The organism is Methanoregula sp. (genome assembly GCF_049510175.1).
Classification (GTDB): domain Archaea; phylum Halobacteriota; class Methanomicrobia; order Methanomicrobiales; family Methanospirillaceae; genus Methanoregula.
This window is the reverse complement of the sequence record NZ_JBEKZF010000009.1, coordinates 15622-31966: the sequence shown is the minus strand read 5'-3', so window position 1 is coordinate 31966 and position 16345 is coordinate 15622. Positions and strand designations below refer to the sequence as shown.

General features: G+C 53.9%; 16 protein-coding genes. 14 read left to right on the top strand and 2 right to left on the bottom strand.

What is annotated here, in order from left to right:
• The first annotated feature begins 224 nt into the window (after positions 1–224).
• Complete coding sequence (locus tag ABSG49_RS10880; protein WP_424026153.1) at positions 225–1982, top strand: PAS domain S-box protein; 1758 nt, start codon at positions 225–227, stop codon at positions 1980–1982.
• Positions 1983–2378: 396 nt separating this feature from the next.
• Here ABSG49_RS10880 and ABSG49_RS10875 read toward each other — a convergent pair whose 3' ends face one another.
• Both ABSG49_RS10875 and ABSG49_RS10870 read right to left on the bottom strand, forming a co-directional pair.
• On the bottom strand, positions 2379–3599 hold the full coding sequence (locus ABSG49_RS10875) for a type III PLP-dependent enzyme (RefSeq protein WP_424026152.1): 1221 nt from the start codon (positions 3597–3599) through the stop codon (positions 2379–2381).
• A gap of 12 nt (positions 3600–3611) precedes the next feature.
• Positions 3612–5054 carry a saccharopine dehydrogenase NADP-binding domain-containing protein gene (locus ABSG49_RS10870; protein ID WP_424026151.1) on the bottom strand — a complete coding sequence of 481 codons (1443 nt, stop codon included), beginning with the start codon at positions 5052–5054 and terminating at the stop codon, positions 3612–3614.
• Between the two features lie 191 nt (positions 5055–5245).
• Between ABSG49_RS10870 and ABSG49_RS10865 the strand changes: the two genes are divergently transcribed.
• The 13 genes from ABSG49_RS10865 to ABSG49_RS10805 all read left to right on the top strand — a co-directional run bounded on the left by ABSG49_RS10865 (position 5246) and on the right by ABSG49_RS10805 (position 16310).
• Entirely contained in the window at positions 5246–6346 is a 1101-nt protein-coding gene (locus ABSG49_RS10865; RefSeq protein WP_424026150.1) for a sensor histidine kinase, read from the top strand.
• 145 nt (positions 6347–6491) lie between these two features.
• Positions 6492–6944, top strand: coding sequence for a prefoldin subunit alpha (pfdA, locus tag ABSG49_RS10860; protein WP_424026149.1), 453 nt, complete (start codon positions 6492–6494; stop codon positions 6942–6944).
• Between the two features lie 17 nt (positions 6945–6961).
• Entirely contained in the window at positions 6962–8017 is a 1056-nt protein-coding gene (ftsY, locus tag ABSG49_RS10855; RefSeq protein ID WP_424026148.1) for a signal recognition particle-docking protein FtsY, read from the top strand.
• A complete protein-coding gene (locus ABSG49_RS10850; protein ID WP_424026147.1) occupies positions 8017–9342 on the top strand; it encodes a signal recognition particle protein Srp54 in 1326 nt (441 codons plus the stop codon). The genes ftsY and ABSG49_RS10850 overlap by 1 nt, the downstream gene beginning before the upstream one ends.
• Position 9343: 1 nt before the next feature.
• A complete protein-coding gene (gene trmY / locus ABSG49_RS10845) occupies positions 9344–9910 on the top strand; it encodes a tRNA (pseudouridine(54)-N(1))-methyltransferase TrmY (RefSeq protein WP_424026146.1) in 567 nt (188 codons plus the stop codon).
• Between the two features lie 3 nt (positions 9911–9913).
• Positions 9914–11146, top strand: a complete 1233-nt coding sequence (locus ABSG49_RS10840) for a tRNA pseudouridine(54/55) synthase Pus10 (protein WP_424026145.1) — start codon at positions 9914–9916, stop codon at positions 11144–11146.
• A gap of 3 nt (positions 11147–11149) precedes the next feature.
• Entirely contained in the window at positions 11150–11440 is a 291-nt protein-coding gene (locus ABSG49_RS10835; protein WP_424026144.1) for a 50S ribosomal protein L21e, read from the top strand.
• A gap of 21 nt (positions 11441–11461) precedes the next feature.
• Positions 11462–11812 carry an RNA polymerase Rpb4 family protein gene (locus tag ABSG49_RS10830; protein ID WP_424026143.1) on the top strand — a complete coding sequence of 117 codons (351 nt, stop codon included), beginning with the start codon at positions 11462–11464 and terminating at the stop codon, positions 11810–11812.
• A gap of 10 nt (positions 11813–11822) precedes the next feature.
• The gene (locus tag ABSG49_RS10825) at positions 11823–12386 is read left to right on the top strand and encodes a DUF655 domain-containing protein (protein ID WP_424026142.1); all 564 of its coding nucleotides are present in this window, start codon (positions 11823–11825) and stop codon (positions 12384–12386) included.
• Entirely contained in the window at positions 12383–13150 is a 768-nt protein-coding gene (rsmA, locus tag ABSG49_RS10820) for a 16S rRNA (adenine(1518)-N(6)/adenine(1519)-N(6))-dimethyltransferase RsmA (protein WP_424026141.1), read from the top strand. Before ABSG49_RS10825 ends, rsmA begins: the two co-directional genes overlap by 4 nt.
• A gap of 588 nt (positions 13151–13738) precedes the next feature.
• The gene (locus ABSG49_RS10815) at positions 13739–14683 is read left to right on the top strand and encodes a serine/threonine protein kinase (protein WP_424026140.1); all 945 of its coding nucleotides are present in this window, start codon (positions 13739–13741) and stop codon (positions 14681–14683) included.
• Positions 14680–15870 carry a hypothetical protein gene (locus tag ABSG49_RS10810; RefSeq protein ID WP_424026139.1) on the top strand — a complete coding sequence of 397 codons (1191 nt, stop codon included), beginning with the start codon at positions 14680–14682 and terminating at the stop codon, positions 15868–15870. The genes ABSG49_RS10815 and ABSG49_RS10810 overlap by 4 nt, the downstream gene beginning before the upstream one ends.
• A 2-nt stretch (positions 15871–15872) precedes the next feature.
• Positions 15873–16310, top strand: a complete 438-nt coding sequence (locus ABSG49_RS10805; protein WP_424026138.1) for a hypothetical protein — start codon at positions 15873–15875, stop codon at positions 16308–16310.
• The last annotated feature ends 35 nt before the right edge of the window (positions 16311–16345 follow it).

Genomic DNA, 16345 nt, shown 5'->3' with positions numbered 1-16345 from the left:
GAGACCATTATAATGGCATTAAAAATTATAATGGTGTTGTAATCGTTGAACGGATAATAATATACAATCTCTCTCCTAGTATTCTGCTGGAGTATCGATCTCTCTTGAGCGTGCATCACATCCACTTCACACCCATTACAGATCGGATACTCCTTCGCGTTTACCAGTAAGTGCTCTCCGAACGAATGTAATTGTAATAAAAACCAGGGTCAACGGTAACTGCTATGGGTCTTGCATCTCCCGACGTTCCCCCCTCACGTACACACTCAAACCCGGATCACCCGATATCAATCCTTTATGTTGATGATGAACCGGACCTGCTTGAGATCGGAAAACTCTTCCTTGAGCAAAGCGGGCAGTTCAACGTTGACACCGTCACCGCGGCTCCAGCCGCACTTTCCCATCTGAATACAAAGAGTTATGATGCCATCATTTCCGACTACCAGATGCCTGAGATGGACGGCATCGAATTTTTAAAGATGATACGATCTTCGGGAAATACCATCCCGTTTATCCTCTTCACCGGACGAGGACGCGAAGAAGTCGTCATCCAGGCCTTGAATGAAGGAGCCGATTTCTATCTCCAGAAAGGCGGGGACCCCAGGAGCCAGTTTGCCGAGCTTTCAAACAAGATTCGTTACGCGGTCCAGCAGAAACGTGCAGAGGCAAGCATCCGGGACCATGAGCAGCGCGAGGCGGATATCATCAACTTCCTGCCGGATGCGACCTTTGCAATCGACCGGTCCGGTAAAATTATCGCGTGGAACCGTGCTATTGAAGAGGTGACGGGTGTTCCAGCAGCGGTGATGCTGGGAAAAGGGGATTACGAGTACGCCATCCCGTTCTACGGGCAGCGGCAACCAATCCTGATCGATTTGATCTTCGAACCTGATGATGTTATTGCCAAAAAATATGCACACATCTTTCACAAGAAGGATTCCCTGATCGCCGATACATCTCTTTCCTTCCTGAAAGGACAGCCGGCAACGCTCATGGTCATGGCGAGCCCACTCTACAGCCGGCAGGGCGATGTTGTCGGTGCGATTGAGTCGATCCGGGACATCACCGAACGCAAGAAGTCAGAGACAGAACTCCGGGAGGCATACAAACAGATCGCCGCACAGGAGGAAGAGCTCCGGCGGCAGTATGACCGTATGGTCTCCCTGCAGCACCAGACCGCCGAATCGCAGCAGATGCTTACTGCGGTGCTCAATACTGTTCCGGCCCGGGTATTCTGGAAGGATACGGACCTCCGGTACCTGGGGTGCAACGAACCCTTCGTCCGCGACGCCGGTTTCTCAGATCCTGCTGACCTGATCGGGAAGACAGATTTCGATCTGGCATGGAGGGAGCAGGCTGAGCTGTACCGTGCCGATGATCGGAAGGTGATTGATACCGGTATACCGAAAATCGGGTACGAGGAGCCCCAGACCGCGGCGGACGGGAACCGGATCTGGCTGCGGACCAGCAAAGTCCCGCTGCGGGATTCGGGCGGGAGAATTATCGGCAGCCTCGGAACCTACGAGGATATCACCGAAAATAAACGGGCGGAGGAGGCACTGCGGGAGACCGTGCTGCATTTCCGGACTCTCTTTGAATATTCCGGGACAGCGATCATGGTTCTTGATGATGACATGATGATTTCCCGTGTCAATACCGAGTTTTCACATTTGACCGGATATTCAAAGGATGAGGTTGAGGGTGTTCTGCGCTGGACCGACATTATTGATAGTGACGATAGTAAAAAACTGCTGGAGCGCTATCATCTCCTGCGCGGGGGATCGATTCCTGCGATAAACCGGTTTGAGTTCCAGTTCATTACAAAAGACCACCGTATCAGGAAATTTTCAGCGACCGTAGCGATCATCCCCACAACCGGGCGGAGCATCGCCTCCTTTCTTGATTGTACCCTCCTGTCCCGATCCGAAGATGCGTTCGGAAAGAACCGTGACGAGCTCTGCAGGATACCGAATACTGCCTGATCCTTACCGATCCAACGATTGAAACCCCGCAATGTCGTACTTCTGAATTATTTATCCCGGGTTCAGCAGGAGTATTCTCACTCTTAACAGGGTGGTCTTTTCCCGGTATCACGTTAGGGTGTAAGGTCCCGGTGTCGCAGCGAGTCCATGGGAGTAAATAAATGATCGGGCTTCTGTGTCGCAAAGAACCCGTACCATGCCCCGGGCGTTGTCGGGTTTCATGTCAGCGGGCGTGTCGGTGATGTACAAATGGCTGGCACGGGCATCTGAGGGGACCATGGATCATACGGTCTCATCAACACGGAGGCTCTCGCTCGGAGGGGCACCGGAGGCATATGAGAGTGTCTGTCGTAACAGCCGGAAAAAAGGGGGAGGTCTGGTTCGGGGCCGGCCCCGTCACTTGTTGATATGCACGACTTTTGCCGGCGGGAAACCGTTGAAGTACGTGGACGAGGCGTGGGAGTATGCCCCGATATTTTCAGAATAGACAAGATCGCCGATGTCCAGCTCCGGCAGTTCCGCGGAGAGCGTGATCGTATCGAATGCATCGCAGGTCGGCCCGAAGACCGCGGAGATCTGGGTCTCCCCACCCTTGAAGGGCAGCACCGGGTAATTGATGTGGTCGAACACCTGCCCCGAGTAGGTGTGGTAGACCCCGTCGTTGATATAATAGCAGGGCTTGCCGTCGCGGACTGCCTTGCCGATCACTTTTGCAACGAGCGTGCAGGTGTTGGCGACAAGGAACCTGCCCGGCTCCGCGAGGATCTGCATGTCCTTCGGAAACAGCCGTTCAATCTCGGCATTCAGCTTCTTTGCAAGTGTCCGGATGGACCGGATGCCGGGGTGGTACTTGACCGGGAAGCCCCCGCCGATATCGAGGATCCGGATCTTCCTGCCGGTCCGGGACTCCACCTCATGGATGATATTTGCCGACAACTGCAGGGCCTGCATGTAGTTCTCGAAGTTGGTGCACTGGCTCCCCACGTGGAAGCTCAACCCCTCCACGTCGAGACCCATATCGAATGCCGAGATGATCAGGTCCACCGCCTCGCCCGGGTGTGCCCCGAACTTCGAGGAGAGCTCGACCATCGAGCCCGTGTTCGGGACACGGAGTCGCAGGACAAGGCCGGCGTGAGGTGCGTGCTCCTTGATCTTTTTAAGCTCGAAGATGTTGTCGAACGTGACGAGAGGCTTGTACTGGTCGAGGGCTTCGAGGGTCTCGATCGGCTTGATGGTGTTGGCATAGATAACCTTATCCCAGATCCACGCCAGTCGCTCCTTCTTGGGCATATCCTTGATGTTCTCGTATACGATCATGAATTCAGGCATGGACGCCACGTCGAAACTGCATCCCATGTCAAAGAGCGTCTTCACGATCTCTTTGTTCGAGTTGGCCTTTACGGCAAAATAGACCTGGACATCCGGCATGTGCACCCGGAATTCCCGGTAGTTTTCCCGGATTTTCTCATGATCGATAACGAAAATGGGGGTCCCGTGCTCGCGGGCAAGGACCTGCAGCAGTTCGAGGCGTGCCTTGCCGATATGGTGGACCGTCATCGGCTCGTCCGTTCCTTTCTTCTTCCGCTTCTTCTTGGTGTCGACCGCAGTTTTTGTCATTATATGATTGATTTATTGCACGAATAAGAAGTTTTTGAATTGCCAGATGTCTTCGCGGTCGTAATTGTTCTCCGGGTTCTCCCTGAAGTAGACCACGCGGTTCTTGAGGGGTGTCCAGTCAGAGGGTCCCGACCAGAACTCGCCGAGGTAGGGCTTGGCGATGTCGAGCACGAACTCGTGCGGCAGGTCGTCGGGCAGGCAGAAACCCTTCTTCGGGTTGTCGATCATCCACATCACCGCGCTGACCACGCCGAGCGCGACCTGGATCGTGGTCGCGTTCTGGCCGGGCGCGAGTTTTTTTGCCTCGTCGATGGGGAGGATGCTGCCGGTCCACCACGACTTGTAGGGATGTCCCATCAGGAGCGCTCCCAGGATGTCCGCGCCGGACACGATCTCCCGGTCGCTCATGATCCGGATCTTGGGCTGGAGCTCGTAGTTGCGTGCCCGGAGCTCGTGAAGGGACGCGATCGTTGCATCGCAGGGCATGTAGGCGTAGTGGACGGTCGGGCGGTAGATTGCCTTCCCGTCCTGCCAGACCGTCCACCGGTCGGAGATGCCGAATGCCTCCCCGTGCCGGATCACCATGCCGATGATCTCCTGGTTGGGGATCCAGGACCTGACCCAGGTATTGATCCCCATTTTAGGGAGGAGTATCCCGTTCTTCGGGCCCACGGGAGGAATAATTGCCATGGGGGGGAGGGTCTTTTCGTGCGTTCCCCAGCCGATCTCGGCAGGGGCGGTGCCCTCTTCCTGGAGCCCTTCGATACACCAGGTGCCGACGAATTCGCCCACCTTTTTCGGGGAGCGTGAGATCTGGGTATCATGTTCCGAACAGTGGATTACCTTGACGCCGGTCTCCATCGCAAGCCCGCCGAAATTCTGCTGCTTGATCAAGGATTTTATCCGGTCCGGGTCTTTTGCGATCCCATCGGCAATCATCCGATCCGCGATATCGACGAGGCCGTGCTTGGCGAAATGCGAGATGAGGCCGGGGTTGGCGCCATGGTCAACGACACAGGTGGTGGCGTCTTTCCAGTCTTTTGTCAGCTCCATGAGCCTCATCTGCCGGTAGTACAAGGTCTTCTCGTAGGGGCTGGCGGTCTGCTTGACGGCATCCGGGTCCCACGCCTCGACCGAGGTGTTGACGTACAGGACCTGGTTCTCGTGGCACCACTGCACGAGCTCGCAGCAGTCGATGTTCCAGGCAAGGTCGATCAATATGTCGCCGGGCGACAGGTATTCCGCAAGGACTTCCCTGAGGTTCTTGGGCGTGACCCGTCTCTTGAAGAACCGGAGGCCCCGCGTGGTCCATGCCTTGAGATCCGCCGACTTGTCCTTGAAATCGATGATGGTAATATTTTCCAGGGGGATATTCACATGTCGGAGCAGGATCGGGAACATGCACCTGCATACAGCGCCATAACCGATGATCAGGACTTTGTTCTTGAATTCCACGTCAACCCTCCCGGCTTGGATTGTTGGATGAGCGTACCTCTATTTTGTCAGTGTTTCCTAATAAATTCATGAGAACGGCCTGCATCCCACCGGAAAAACCGCGTGCCCATCCCGGCAAGCCAGGCCTGCTCTTGACCATCATTATTTAAAAAAGCAGGTCAACAATCCCTGCAGAGCAGATGTATACAGGTATGGAAGAACAAAACGATCTCAGCAGGGTCAGGGACTCCCGGTGGAAGTTCCTGGGATCATTAAAACCCTACGCCCTTGGCAGTCTTATCGTCACCGGGCTGTTCTTTGAGCTGTTCATCCATTATTACCTGAAAATTTCCATTGTTTACACGCATTTTTATTACCTTATCATTGTCATCGCCGGGCTGTGGTACGGCAGGAGGGCCGTCTGGGTGGCACTCTTCTTCGGCGGTCTTCAGGTCATCGTCAGCTGGGTAATTGCCGGTTACATCGCCCCGGACTCCCTTCTCCGGGCCCTGATGCTGGGGATCGTCGCGTTCGTTGTCGGATCTATTGTCGAGATGATGAACTCTTACTATCGCATACTCGAGACACAGAACCGGGCTCTCAAGGAGGTGAACGAGCGGCTTGCAGCATCGGAAGACGCCTTTGGGACTGCCAATAAAAAACTGAACCTCCTCTCCAGCATCACGCGACATGATATCCGGAACCAGCTCATGGCCCTCATCACGTTCCTTGAACTCACAAGGATGAAAGTCACCGACCCGGAGGTACTCCGGTATATCGAGAAAGAGCAGGACGCTGCAGAGGCGATCCGCCGCCAGATCGAATTCACCAAAAACTACGAGGAGATCGGCGTCCGTGCCCCGCAGTGGCAGGACGTAACGCTGGTTGCGGAACAGCTGCAGTCCCGCCTGTCGACGGGAGAGATTACGCTCACCCTCGCGCTCGATGGCCTCGAAGTCTATGCTGATCCCCTTCTCGGCAAGGTCTTCGAGAACCTGGTCGACAACTCCCTCCTCCACGGGAAACGGGTGCGGAACATCACCCTCTCCCCCATGCAGTATGGTCGTGGTGATATTGCTATCGTGTACGAGGACGACGGGGTCGGCGTTCACGAAGAGGAAAAGGAACGGATCTTTGAGAAAGGGTTCGGGAAGAACACGGGCCTCGGCCTGTTCCTGAGCCGGGAGATCCTGGCCATCACCGGGTTTGCGATGAAAGAGTCGGGGAGCTACGGCAAAGGCGTGCGGTTCGAGATTGTCGTGCCGAAGGGTAAGTACCGGTTTTCGGGAACGGGTCCCGGCAGGAACCCGTAAACAGGACTTCCTGCTTTTTGCCCGGCAGGGACCTCCTGCACAGTAAGGTCTTTTCGTGCAATGATGTATTTATTGGGGTGGAGAACATACATATCCGGAGTCACAACTCACACGTTACTGACATATTTTTATGAGGTGGCGGATTTTGGCAGATAAAAATGCACCAATGGACCAGCGCGAACTGATGATGCTCCAGAACTACCTGCAGGAATACGGGCAGCAGGCAGAGATCTTTGTCAACCAGCTGCAACTGCTGGAGAACGGGAGGATGGAGGCGCACGCCGCTATCGAGTCTCTCGAAGAGATGCTCGTCACGGAAGACGGGACGGTCCTCCTCCAGATCGGCGGCGGGACCAGTGTCCGGGCAAAGGTCCTGGAACCGGAGAAAGTCCTCCTCGCAATCGGCTCGGAAGTCGTTGTCGAGCGTTCCAACAAGGACGCCGTGGAGTTCTTAAAAGAGCGGATCATGGAGATGGAAGCCTCCGAGAAGAAGGTGGCAGAAACGCTCGACCGGCTCCGGGCCCAGATGAACGAGATCAATAAACGGATCGAGTCGGGATACCAGCAGGCCATGGCATCCGGGCAGGATCAGGGCTGATCGGAGCTATTACATCCATGTTCGGGGGTCTTCGCGAAAAGCTGCGGGCGGCACGGGACCGGCTCGGCAGCAGCATCCAGGCAGCAGGAGACACACCGCAGGCCGCGGAGAAGGCACCTGCTGAGCTCCCGGGACAGCAGGCAGGAGCACCGGCCGGAGCTGCAGCATCCGTACCCGCATCGCCGACCTTTGCTGACAAAGTCAGGGTCCTGATCACGGAGCGGGAACTGATCGTCTCGGAAAAGGACGTGAACGATGCCCTCTCGGAGCTGGAGATGACCCTTCTTGAGAGCGATGTCGCCCTCCCGGCAACCGATGCGATCATCGACAGCGTGGAGAAGAACCTTGTCGGGAAGCACCGGAAGATCGGGGAATCCGTGGATGCCCTCGTGGTGTACGCCCTGAGATCTGCCTTGCTGGGCGTACTGGGCACAGGCTTCGACCTCAGGGACTATATCTCGAAGCACGAACGCCCGGTGAAGATCCTCTTTACCGGTGTCAATGGTACCGGGAAGACCACGACTGTTGCGAAGATCGGGGCATACCTCAAGAAGGAAGGGTTCACGGTTGTCATCGGTGCCGGTGACACCTACCGGGCCGGGGCAAACGAACAGATCAGCGTGCATGCCGAACGTCTCGGGATCCGGATCATCCTGCACAAGGAAGGTGCGGACCCCTCGGCCGTGCTCTTCGACACGGTGCAGTATGCCCAGTCTCATAAGATCGATGTGGTCCTTGCCGACACGGCAGGACGGTTCCACAACAAGGCGAACCTGATGAGCCAGCTTGAAAAGATCAAAAGGGTCATGAAGCCCGATCTCGTCGTCTATGTCGATGAGGCCGTTGCCGGCAACGATGCCGTAACCCGGGCCTTCGAGTTCGACAAGATCGTGGGGGCGGATGCTGTGGTACTGACGAAGGCCGACATGGACTCCCGGGGAGGTGCTGCAATCTCGATCGCCCACACGATCGGGAAACCGCTGATGTTCCTCGGCATCGGGCAGGCCTATGACGATATCATGCCCTTCGAACCGGAGAAAGTGGTCGACGAGCTGCTGGAAGGAGGCGCCTGATGCTCGACGGGCTCTCCACCTCCCTTAAGGACGCCCTCAAGAAACTCGCCGGCAAGACGGTGGTCGACCGGGCTGCGGTCGACGAGCTGGTGAAAGACCTCCAGCGGGCGCTGATCTCCTCGGATGTCAACGTCAAGCTCGTCATGGAGCTTTCCAAAGCGATCCGCACCCGTTCGCTCGATGAGGAGCCCCCCAAGGGCATGAACGTCCGCGAGCACGTGCTCCGCATCGTGTACCAGGAGCTTGTCCGGCTGGTCTGGGCCTCGACCGAGGTCCGGCTCGAACCCCAGATGATTCTCATGGCCGGCCTGCAGGGGAGCGGCAAGACCACGACCACCGCGAAGCTTGCCCGCTACTTCCAGAAGAAGGGCATGAAAGTCGGGGTGATCTGTGCCGATACGTTCCGGCCTGGCGCCTTTGACCAGATCTCCACGTTCTGTACCAAGATCAATGTTCCCTGTTTCGGGAACCCGCTCGAGAAGGACGCATTGAAGATCACCCGGGAAGGTCTGGTGGCCCTGAAGGAGCAGGAACTCATCATCATCGATACGCAGGGCCGTCATGCGCTCGAGGCCGGCCTCATCAGGGAGATCATCGAGCTCAACGTGCTGACGAAAGCGACCCACCGCTGGCTCGTGATCGATGCGGCGCTCGGCCAGCAGGCAAGCGAACAGGCCCGGCGGTTCCACGAGGCGATCGGGATCGACGGGGTCATCATCACGAAGATGGACGGTACCGCAAAAGGCGGCGGTGCGATGTCAGCCGTTGCCGAGACCAAGAGCGGGATCGCGTTCATCGGCAGCGGGGAGACGATCGAGGACCTCGAGCGGTTCGACCCCGACGGTTTTATCTCCCGGCTGCTCGGCATGGGAGACTTAAAGGCCCTCGTGGAGCGGGCGAACGAAGCGATCAACCCGGAGGACGTGGACGTCAACGCGATGATGAAGGGCAAGTTCACCCTCCGCGACATGTACAAGCAGCTCGAGGCCCTGAACAAGATGGGCCCCTTAAAACAGATCATGGGGATGCTCCCGCTCGGGAACATGCAGTTGCCCGAGGGCGTCTACGACGTCACCAGCACGAAAATGGTGCGCTACCGGATCATCATGGACTCGATGACGCCGAATGAGCTGGACGACCCCTCGCTCATCAGCAGTTCCCGCATGCAGCGGATCGCCCACGGGGCAGGGGCGACTCCCGACGAGGTGCGGGAACTCCTGAAATACTACAAGATGATGCAGCGGACCCTCAAGGGCCTGCGGGGCGCAAGCGGCGGGAAGTTCAATATGCAGCGCCTGATGAAACGCTTCTCCGGAATGCAGTGAAATGACCGCATTTGCCATTATCGGGCACGGTGCCCGGACCGACGGGAGTTTCACGCTCAACGACCTGCCGGGGAGCGGTGGCCGCATGGACGTCCTCTGCCGGTGCGTGAACGCATCGCTCTTCCTCTCGCATGACATGAGGCGGGACGTGGACTGCTATCTCGTGCTCCTCGGGGCGCCGTCGGGACCGAAGACCGTGAAGTTCTCCGGGGCATCCGTCCGCTCGCTCTCACCGGACGAACGGAGTGCGGGTGCCCTGATCAAGAAGGTGATCGACGTCCCCTGCGGCAGCGAGTTCCGCGAGGCGGCGGACGGTGTCTCCATCCGGAAAGGCGGCCTCGAACGGCTCATCAAGGACCTGCCGTTCGCGATCCTCGACGAGACGGGCACGGACATACGGACGGTACAGGATTTGCCGGGGGCATACCTCCTCTCAGATCACCTGAACTTCACGGAAGCGGAGAATGAACTGATCCGGGAATGCCCGAGATATTCGGTGGGGCCCAAGTGCCTGCATGCCGATCACACGATTACCGTAGTGCACAATGAACTGGACAGGAGGATGTAGTGGATGGAAATGAACGAACAGGTAAAGGCGATCCTTGCCTACGGCGAATGCTGCGACCACTGCCTCGGGCGGTTCTTTGGCAAACGCTCGCACGGGCTCTCGAATGACGAACGCGGCCGGGGGCTGAAGATTGCCCTTGCCCTTGCCGAGAACCAGCCGTACACGAAGTTTGCCGGTTCCTGCTGGGTCTGCGGAAACTTCTTCGATGATGTGCTCCTGTGGGCAGACCGGGTCATTGAGGCGACGAAGGATATCGAATATTCCACGTTCCTTGTCGGCTGCCGGGTGCCGCCGCTCATTGCAGAGAACGAGGAGATGGTCTGGAGCGACCTCTCGCTCCCGGAGCCCGAGCCCTTCAAATCGGAGGTGAACCGTGAAGTAGGAAAGGCGGTATCTGCACGGATCGGCAAAGTTGTCGACTTCAAAAAGCCGGAAGTCGTCGCGATCCTCGACCCGTCGAATGGTTCAGTCGAGGTTCAGATCAATTCGGTCTTCTTCTATGGCCGGTACAGGAAGTTCGAGCGGGGCATCCCCCAGACCCACTGGGACTGCCGGGCCTGCAAGGGAGCGGGCTGTGAGAAGTGCAACTTCACCGGGGCCCAGTACCTGGACTCCGTGGAGGAGTTGATCGGCAGGCCGGTGATCGCCGCGTTCAATGCGGAGAATGCGGTCCTCCATGGCGCGGGACGGGAGGACATCGATGCCCGCATGGTGGGGACCGGCCGGCCGTTTATCCTTGAAGTCGTCTCGCCAAAGAAACGCTCCATCGACCTTGCGGCACTCGAAGCGGAGATCAACCGGACCGCGGAAGGGCGTGTTTCCGTTGCGATCAAGCGCTGGGCGGACCGTGCGGAGGTGGAAACCCTTAAATCAAACAAAGCGCATAAAAAATACAGGATCCTGGTCGAGGTTGACGGCGAATTATCTGCGGACGAGTTCGCAAAAGCCGTAAAAACCCTGGCGGGCGTCACAATACAGCAGCGCACGCCCGTGAGGGTTGCTCACCGCAGGGCCGACAAGGTCCGTGAGCGAACAGTCCTCGATATCGAGTGTGTGGGGGAACAGGACGGCAAATTTGTTGTTGAAGTCCTGGGCGAAGCCGGCCTCTACATCAAAGAACTCGTATCCGGGGACTCGGGGCGAACCCGTCCAAGTCTTGCCGAGATCCTGAACAGAACGGCTCACGTCACCAGCCTCGACGTCACGCAGGTGGAAGGAGCACAGGAGGGAGAATAAACAATGGCACATCACAATGGTCCACGAAAGAAAACACGGTATAAATTCAAGAAAGATTTAAGAGAACGGGGGCTGCCACCGTGCACCTGCGTTATCCAGAGATTTGAGATTGGCGACCGGGTGCACATTGTCTGTAACCCCAGTGTCCAGAAGGGAATGCCCCACCGCCGTTTCCACGGCCTGACCGGAACAGTTCTCGGCCAGCGCGGGCGGGCGTGGATGCTTACAATCCGCGATGGTAACGCCGACAAGATCGTCATCGCAAGACCACAACATCTAAAAGCACAAAAGTAAATTCACTGTCAGGAGATTGGCATGAAAGTTAAGGCTATAATTAGCGAAGAGAAGGTCACGCTTCCCGAGATGCGCAGCGTACTCCTCAGAGTGGAGTCTGAACGGCTCGCTGCCGAGAAGGAGATGACCTACGAGTTCAGGCGCAGTATCGAGCATGCCAATCAGCTTGCAAAGACTGATCCCGAAAAGGCCCGCGATCTTGTGAATGAGCTTACCAAGATGGAGAAGATGAAGCCCGAGATTGCGTTCCGGATCGCCAATATCATGCCCAAGTCACGCGATGAAGTGCGGGCGATCTTCGCAAAAGAGCGGTTCACCTTATCTCCCGAAGAGATCGATTCCATCATCGAACTGGTAACAACACACTTCTGAGGTGTGGCACATGAAGGCGGAGAAAAAAGAGATCAATGCGATTGTACTGGACGTGCTTATGAAAGGCCATCCCGATGATCCCCGCCCCACTTTTAAGAGGGAGCCGATCGTCCAGGCGATGGGCCTCGAGCAGTTCAAGCTCCTCGAGCTCGTGCCAAAACCCACGGCACAGATCAATCTTTACGACAGGCTCTATATCGGCGATGCGGAACGCGACAAAGTGGAACGCGTGAAGCGCCGGATCGGCTACGACGAGCTGACCCAGACCGCAAAGGGAGAACTCCCGTTCATCATTGAGAACGTGATCAAGGAACGTGAGCCGGAATTTGTGGCATTTTTCAACAAGTCGATCTCCATCACGCCAAAACTCCACATGCTCCACCTCCTCCCGGGCATCGGCAAGAAGCTGATGTGGGAGATCCTCGAGACCCGGAACAAGAAGCCGTTCGAGAGTTTTGCCGACATCTCCGCACGGATCAAGGCGATCCCGCACCCGGAGAAGATGATCCAGGCACGGATCCTCGAGGAGCTCCAGGACAAGGACATCAAGTACCACGTCTTTACCACGAAATGAAAGCGCACCACGACCAGCACTTCCTCATCGACCCCCATGCGGTAAACCGCATTGCAGACCTTGCGGACGTGCAGGGAAAGAAGGTGCTTGAAGTAGGACCGGGCAACGGGGTTCTGACCCGGGCCCTGCTCGACCGTGGCGCCATCGTGCATGCCATCGAACTCGACGGGCTGCTCTGCGAGCAGCTCGGTGTTACCTTTTCTGACGAGATTGCTTCCGGCCAGCTCACCCTCCAGCAGGGCGATGCGACCCGGTGCGACATCCCCCGTTTCGAGATCACCGTCTCGAACCTTCCCTATTCCGCGTCATCCAAGATCACCTTCCGTCTGCTGGACAGGGGATTCGAAGTTGCGGTGCTGATGTACCAGGCCGAGTTTGCCGAGCGGATGGTGGCAAAGACCGGGACCAAGGACTGCGGCCGGCTCTCGATCATGGTGCAGACCTATGCTGCGGTGCAGCAGTGCTTCCGGCTTCCGCCGCAGTGCTTCTCGCCCCGGCCGCAGGTGCATTCCATGGTGGTGAAGATCTTCCCCCGCGACCCGATCTTTTACATCAATGACCGGCGCCTGTACGCAGACGTGGTCCGGGCGCTCTTCTCGCACCGGCGCAAGACTGTGCGCAACTGCCTGAAGGGCTCGGTGGGGAGCATGCTCGGCGGGGAATGGGTGAAACGGGTGATCGCGGCGCTGCCGGAAGAGATCCTCGCGAGCCGGCCCGAGGAATTATACCTCGAGGACTTCGCCACGATTGCGAATATTGCGTGATTGTCATAGTGCGGATAGGGTTGGTACTCGGCCAGGTCGCACTGGTTTATTGGGTCCCTGGAATATGTGAGAGTTGGGGGGGTATCAGGTATACCCCCTCCCCCTTTTGCCAGCATGAAAATCCTTCAAGGATTTTCAGCAACGTGTATGAAAGTCTGATTACTTTCATCCCCGTTTTTCAAATCGATCATACCCCCCCTGCATGGGGGGTGGGGGGTGTCCGGCATACCCCTCCCTTGATCGGCCGGGAAATTCCCTGTTCGCTCACTTTTGAGAACCCATTGAATCTCGTAATTCCGTCTGGGGGATCCTGAGCGATCATGGCCGATACGTGTGCCTTACTCACAATTGAGGGGAGGGGGTATGCAGCATACCCCCCCACCGTTTGGATTTTAAAACGATCATACCCCCCCACCATGGGGGAGGGGGGGTATGCGGGAGACCCCCCCTCCGATTATTTTTTGGTAGGGGGTACGTCCGAAAGAAGCAGAGCCGGAGAGGTAAATGAAACATTTCTCTACGTTATCGATGCTTTTGACTTTCGGAAGTACCCGACCACAGTAGTTCCGAAAGTAAATGCGTGGAAATATGATTAAAAGTAATAATCCCAAGGAAAGAGTTGATATATTACATCACTTTAATATTTTTAATTATAATTCACCTCTAGACCGTTGGTGCTGGCTCTTGAGAAATGTCGAATATGATGATGTGATAAGTCGATATAATAACCCAATTTTGATCTATCAAGGAGGCCAAAGAATTGTATTCAAGGTAACAGATCCTGAATTTGGAACTGTTGCCTTAAAGATAGGTTGTTACCGAACACCTCAAAATCCCGACGGATGGGATATTGAGAGGATAGAACGGGAAATTGGGATACTACGACAAATTGAATCAAGTTATTTCCCAAAAAATTTCAAATTCGAAAAAATATCAAATGATCGATATTTGATTCTTGAGGAATTTATTGAATCCGTTCCTCTTTCGCATTGCATGGACAAATTTCAAGAACCTAATAACATCCTAATCTTAATAAAATATCTTGTCACTGGACTAGAAATCATATGGAATAAAAATATTGTCCACCGAGATTTAAAACCGGACAATATTCTAATTCCTTCAAATGGTATCCCAAAAATAATTGACTTGGGCATCGCAAGAAGTCTTGATAGCACGACTATAACTCGTCATTTAGCAGCTGGGCCTTGCACTCCATTTTATGCAGCACCTGAGTTACTGCGCTATGATAGAAAATTAATCGATAAAAGGACGGATCAATACAATCTTGGGATTATTTTGGTTCAATTATTATTGAAAGGTACCCACCCATTTGACCCGACTCTTGTAGGTGGGCAATCAATACCTTACAACATCTTATCCGATAACTGGTACAGAAAAATCTTCGACGATCCCCAATTTTCCAAAATGGGTTCAATTGCTTCAACATTACTTGGTTTTCAGCAGTACCAACGATTCAGAACATCAGAAATGTTGTTGAATGAAATCAACTCTTGTTTGAGGTTGTATCCATGACATTTGAAATTTATCATCAACTCGGTCATCGAGATGTATGGAGCTTGCAGAGTATCGACGAAGATCAAACCGGAGATGGTGTAATTATCTCTCCAAGGAGTAGATCAATGCCGAGGGTGGAAAAACTTGGTGACTCTATTAAAAGAAAAGCCATCTTTGACCCCCAGATACTAAATCCAAAAGTAGTCCTTAAAAACATGGAAAGTTATGATTTTTATCCTGGTTGCATATTGCCGGCTGGGTTTGATACTGACGAATACATTGTCGATTCGACATTAATTGCTGAAAGATGCATTGATTTTCAAGTGAGAAATAATTTCAGGTTTTTGGTAATACCAACTCGATTTTATCAGGGGATGCCCCCTGTTGATGAATTCATTGAAAACCAGAATCAACAGTCTATCACTCCATTTTTAAGTACAGTGAAAAAACTTGGTCTGAAAAAGGAGATGATTCTTCAGTTATTTCTTACCGGACATATGATAAAAAATAAAGAATATACTGATAATCTACTTAATTGGATCACTGGGATCGAAGGAATTTCTGGAATCTATTTGGTTACTGAATTACACCCTCGACAGAAACAAATTAGAGATGCAGAATTCCTCCTATCATTACTGAATTTCACAAATTCACTCTATAAAAATAAAATGAAAACCATTCTCGGATATCTTAATAGCGAATCTCTGTTGTTATCCATAGCAAATCCATCCATTCTTACAATCGGTTCGTATGGAAACGTTCGGATTTTTCATCACAGTATGTTCGAAATAAGTGAAAAGGATCTCATCCAGATTCCCAATCTACAGATTTATGTTCCTACCTTGATCGATTGGTTAGATTACCCCTATATTGAAATAATGAAACGGAAAACGTTTAAATCTCCAATATTTTTTGGGGATAATAAATATTTAACAAAAATGCTGAATCCGGGATATCGCGGAACTGCGCATAACATAGAACCCCACAAACACTACTATATAGAAATGTCGAAGCAGTTACGCCAAATTAGAACAGTAGAAAATCAAAATCGATATCAGGAAGTATGTAAAATAATTGAATCCGCAAAACAGGGATTTTCACAACTCGATGAGGCCGGCATTGATGTCGGAGATAAGGGAGCCTTTTTACCGCATTGGTTAACCGCAGCCAAACAGTTTGCGGAGGTGCAGGGCTGGGGGGTTTAAGCGTGGCGTTCAGCAGTGAGAGAGACATGGTCGAGACAATAAAAACAAGTACATACATCCAAGATCTCGTTAATACAGAACCGCAATTGATCAGAGACGAGGTTAAAGGCTATTTTGGTGTTCCAGACTTAGTTGTTGTTGGGATAGAGAACGGGAAACCAATCGCCATCGCATTTGAAGCAAAGCTCTCAAATTGGAGAAGGGCACATTTTCAAGCCTTCCGTTACAAAGCGTTTGTTAATAAATCATACGTGATTATGGATGACGACTTTGTGAATCCGGCATTATTACAAAAGGATCGATTTGAAAAATCAAACGTTGGCCTGCTCAGTATCGATCATAGTGGAGATGTTCATTGCCATTATGATCCGTACTTTGAAACCCCTTATTCCCCCAGATTAGGTGCAAAATTCAACGATCAGATAACAAACACAATTTAAAACTTTTAATCTCGTCGTTTAAAGGTTCAAAAGAA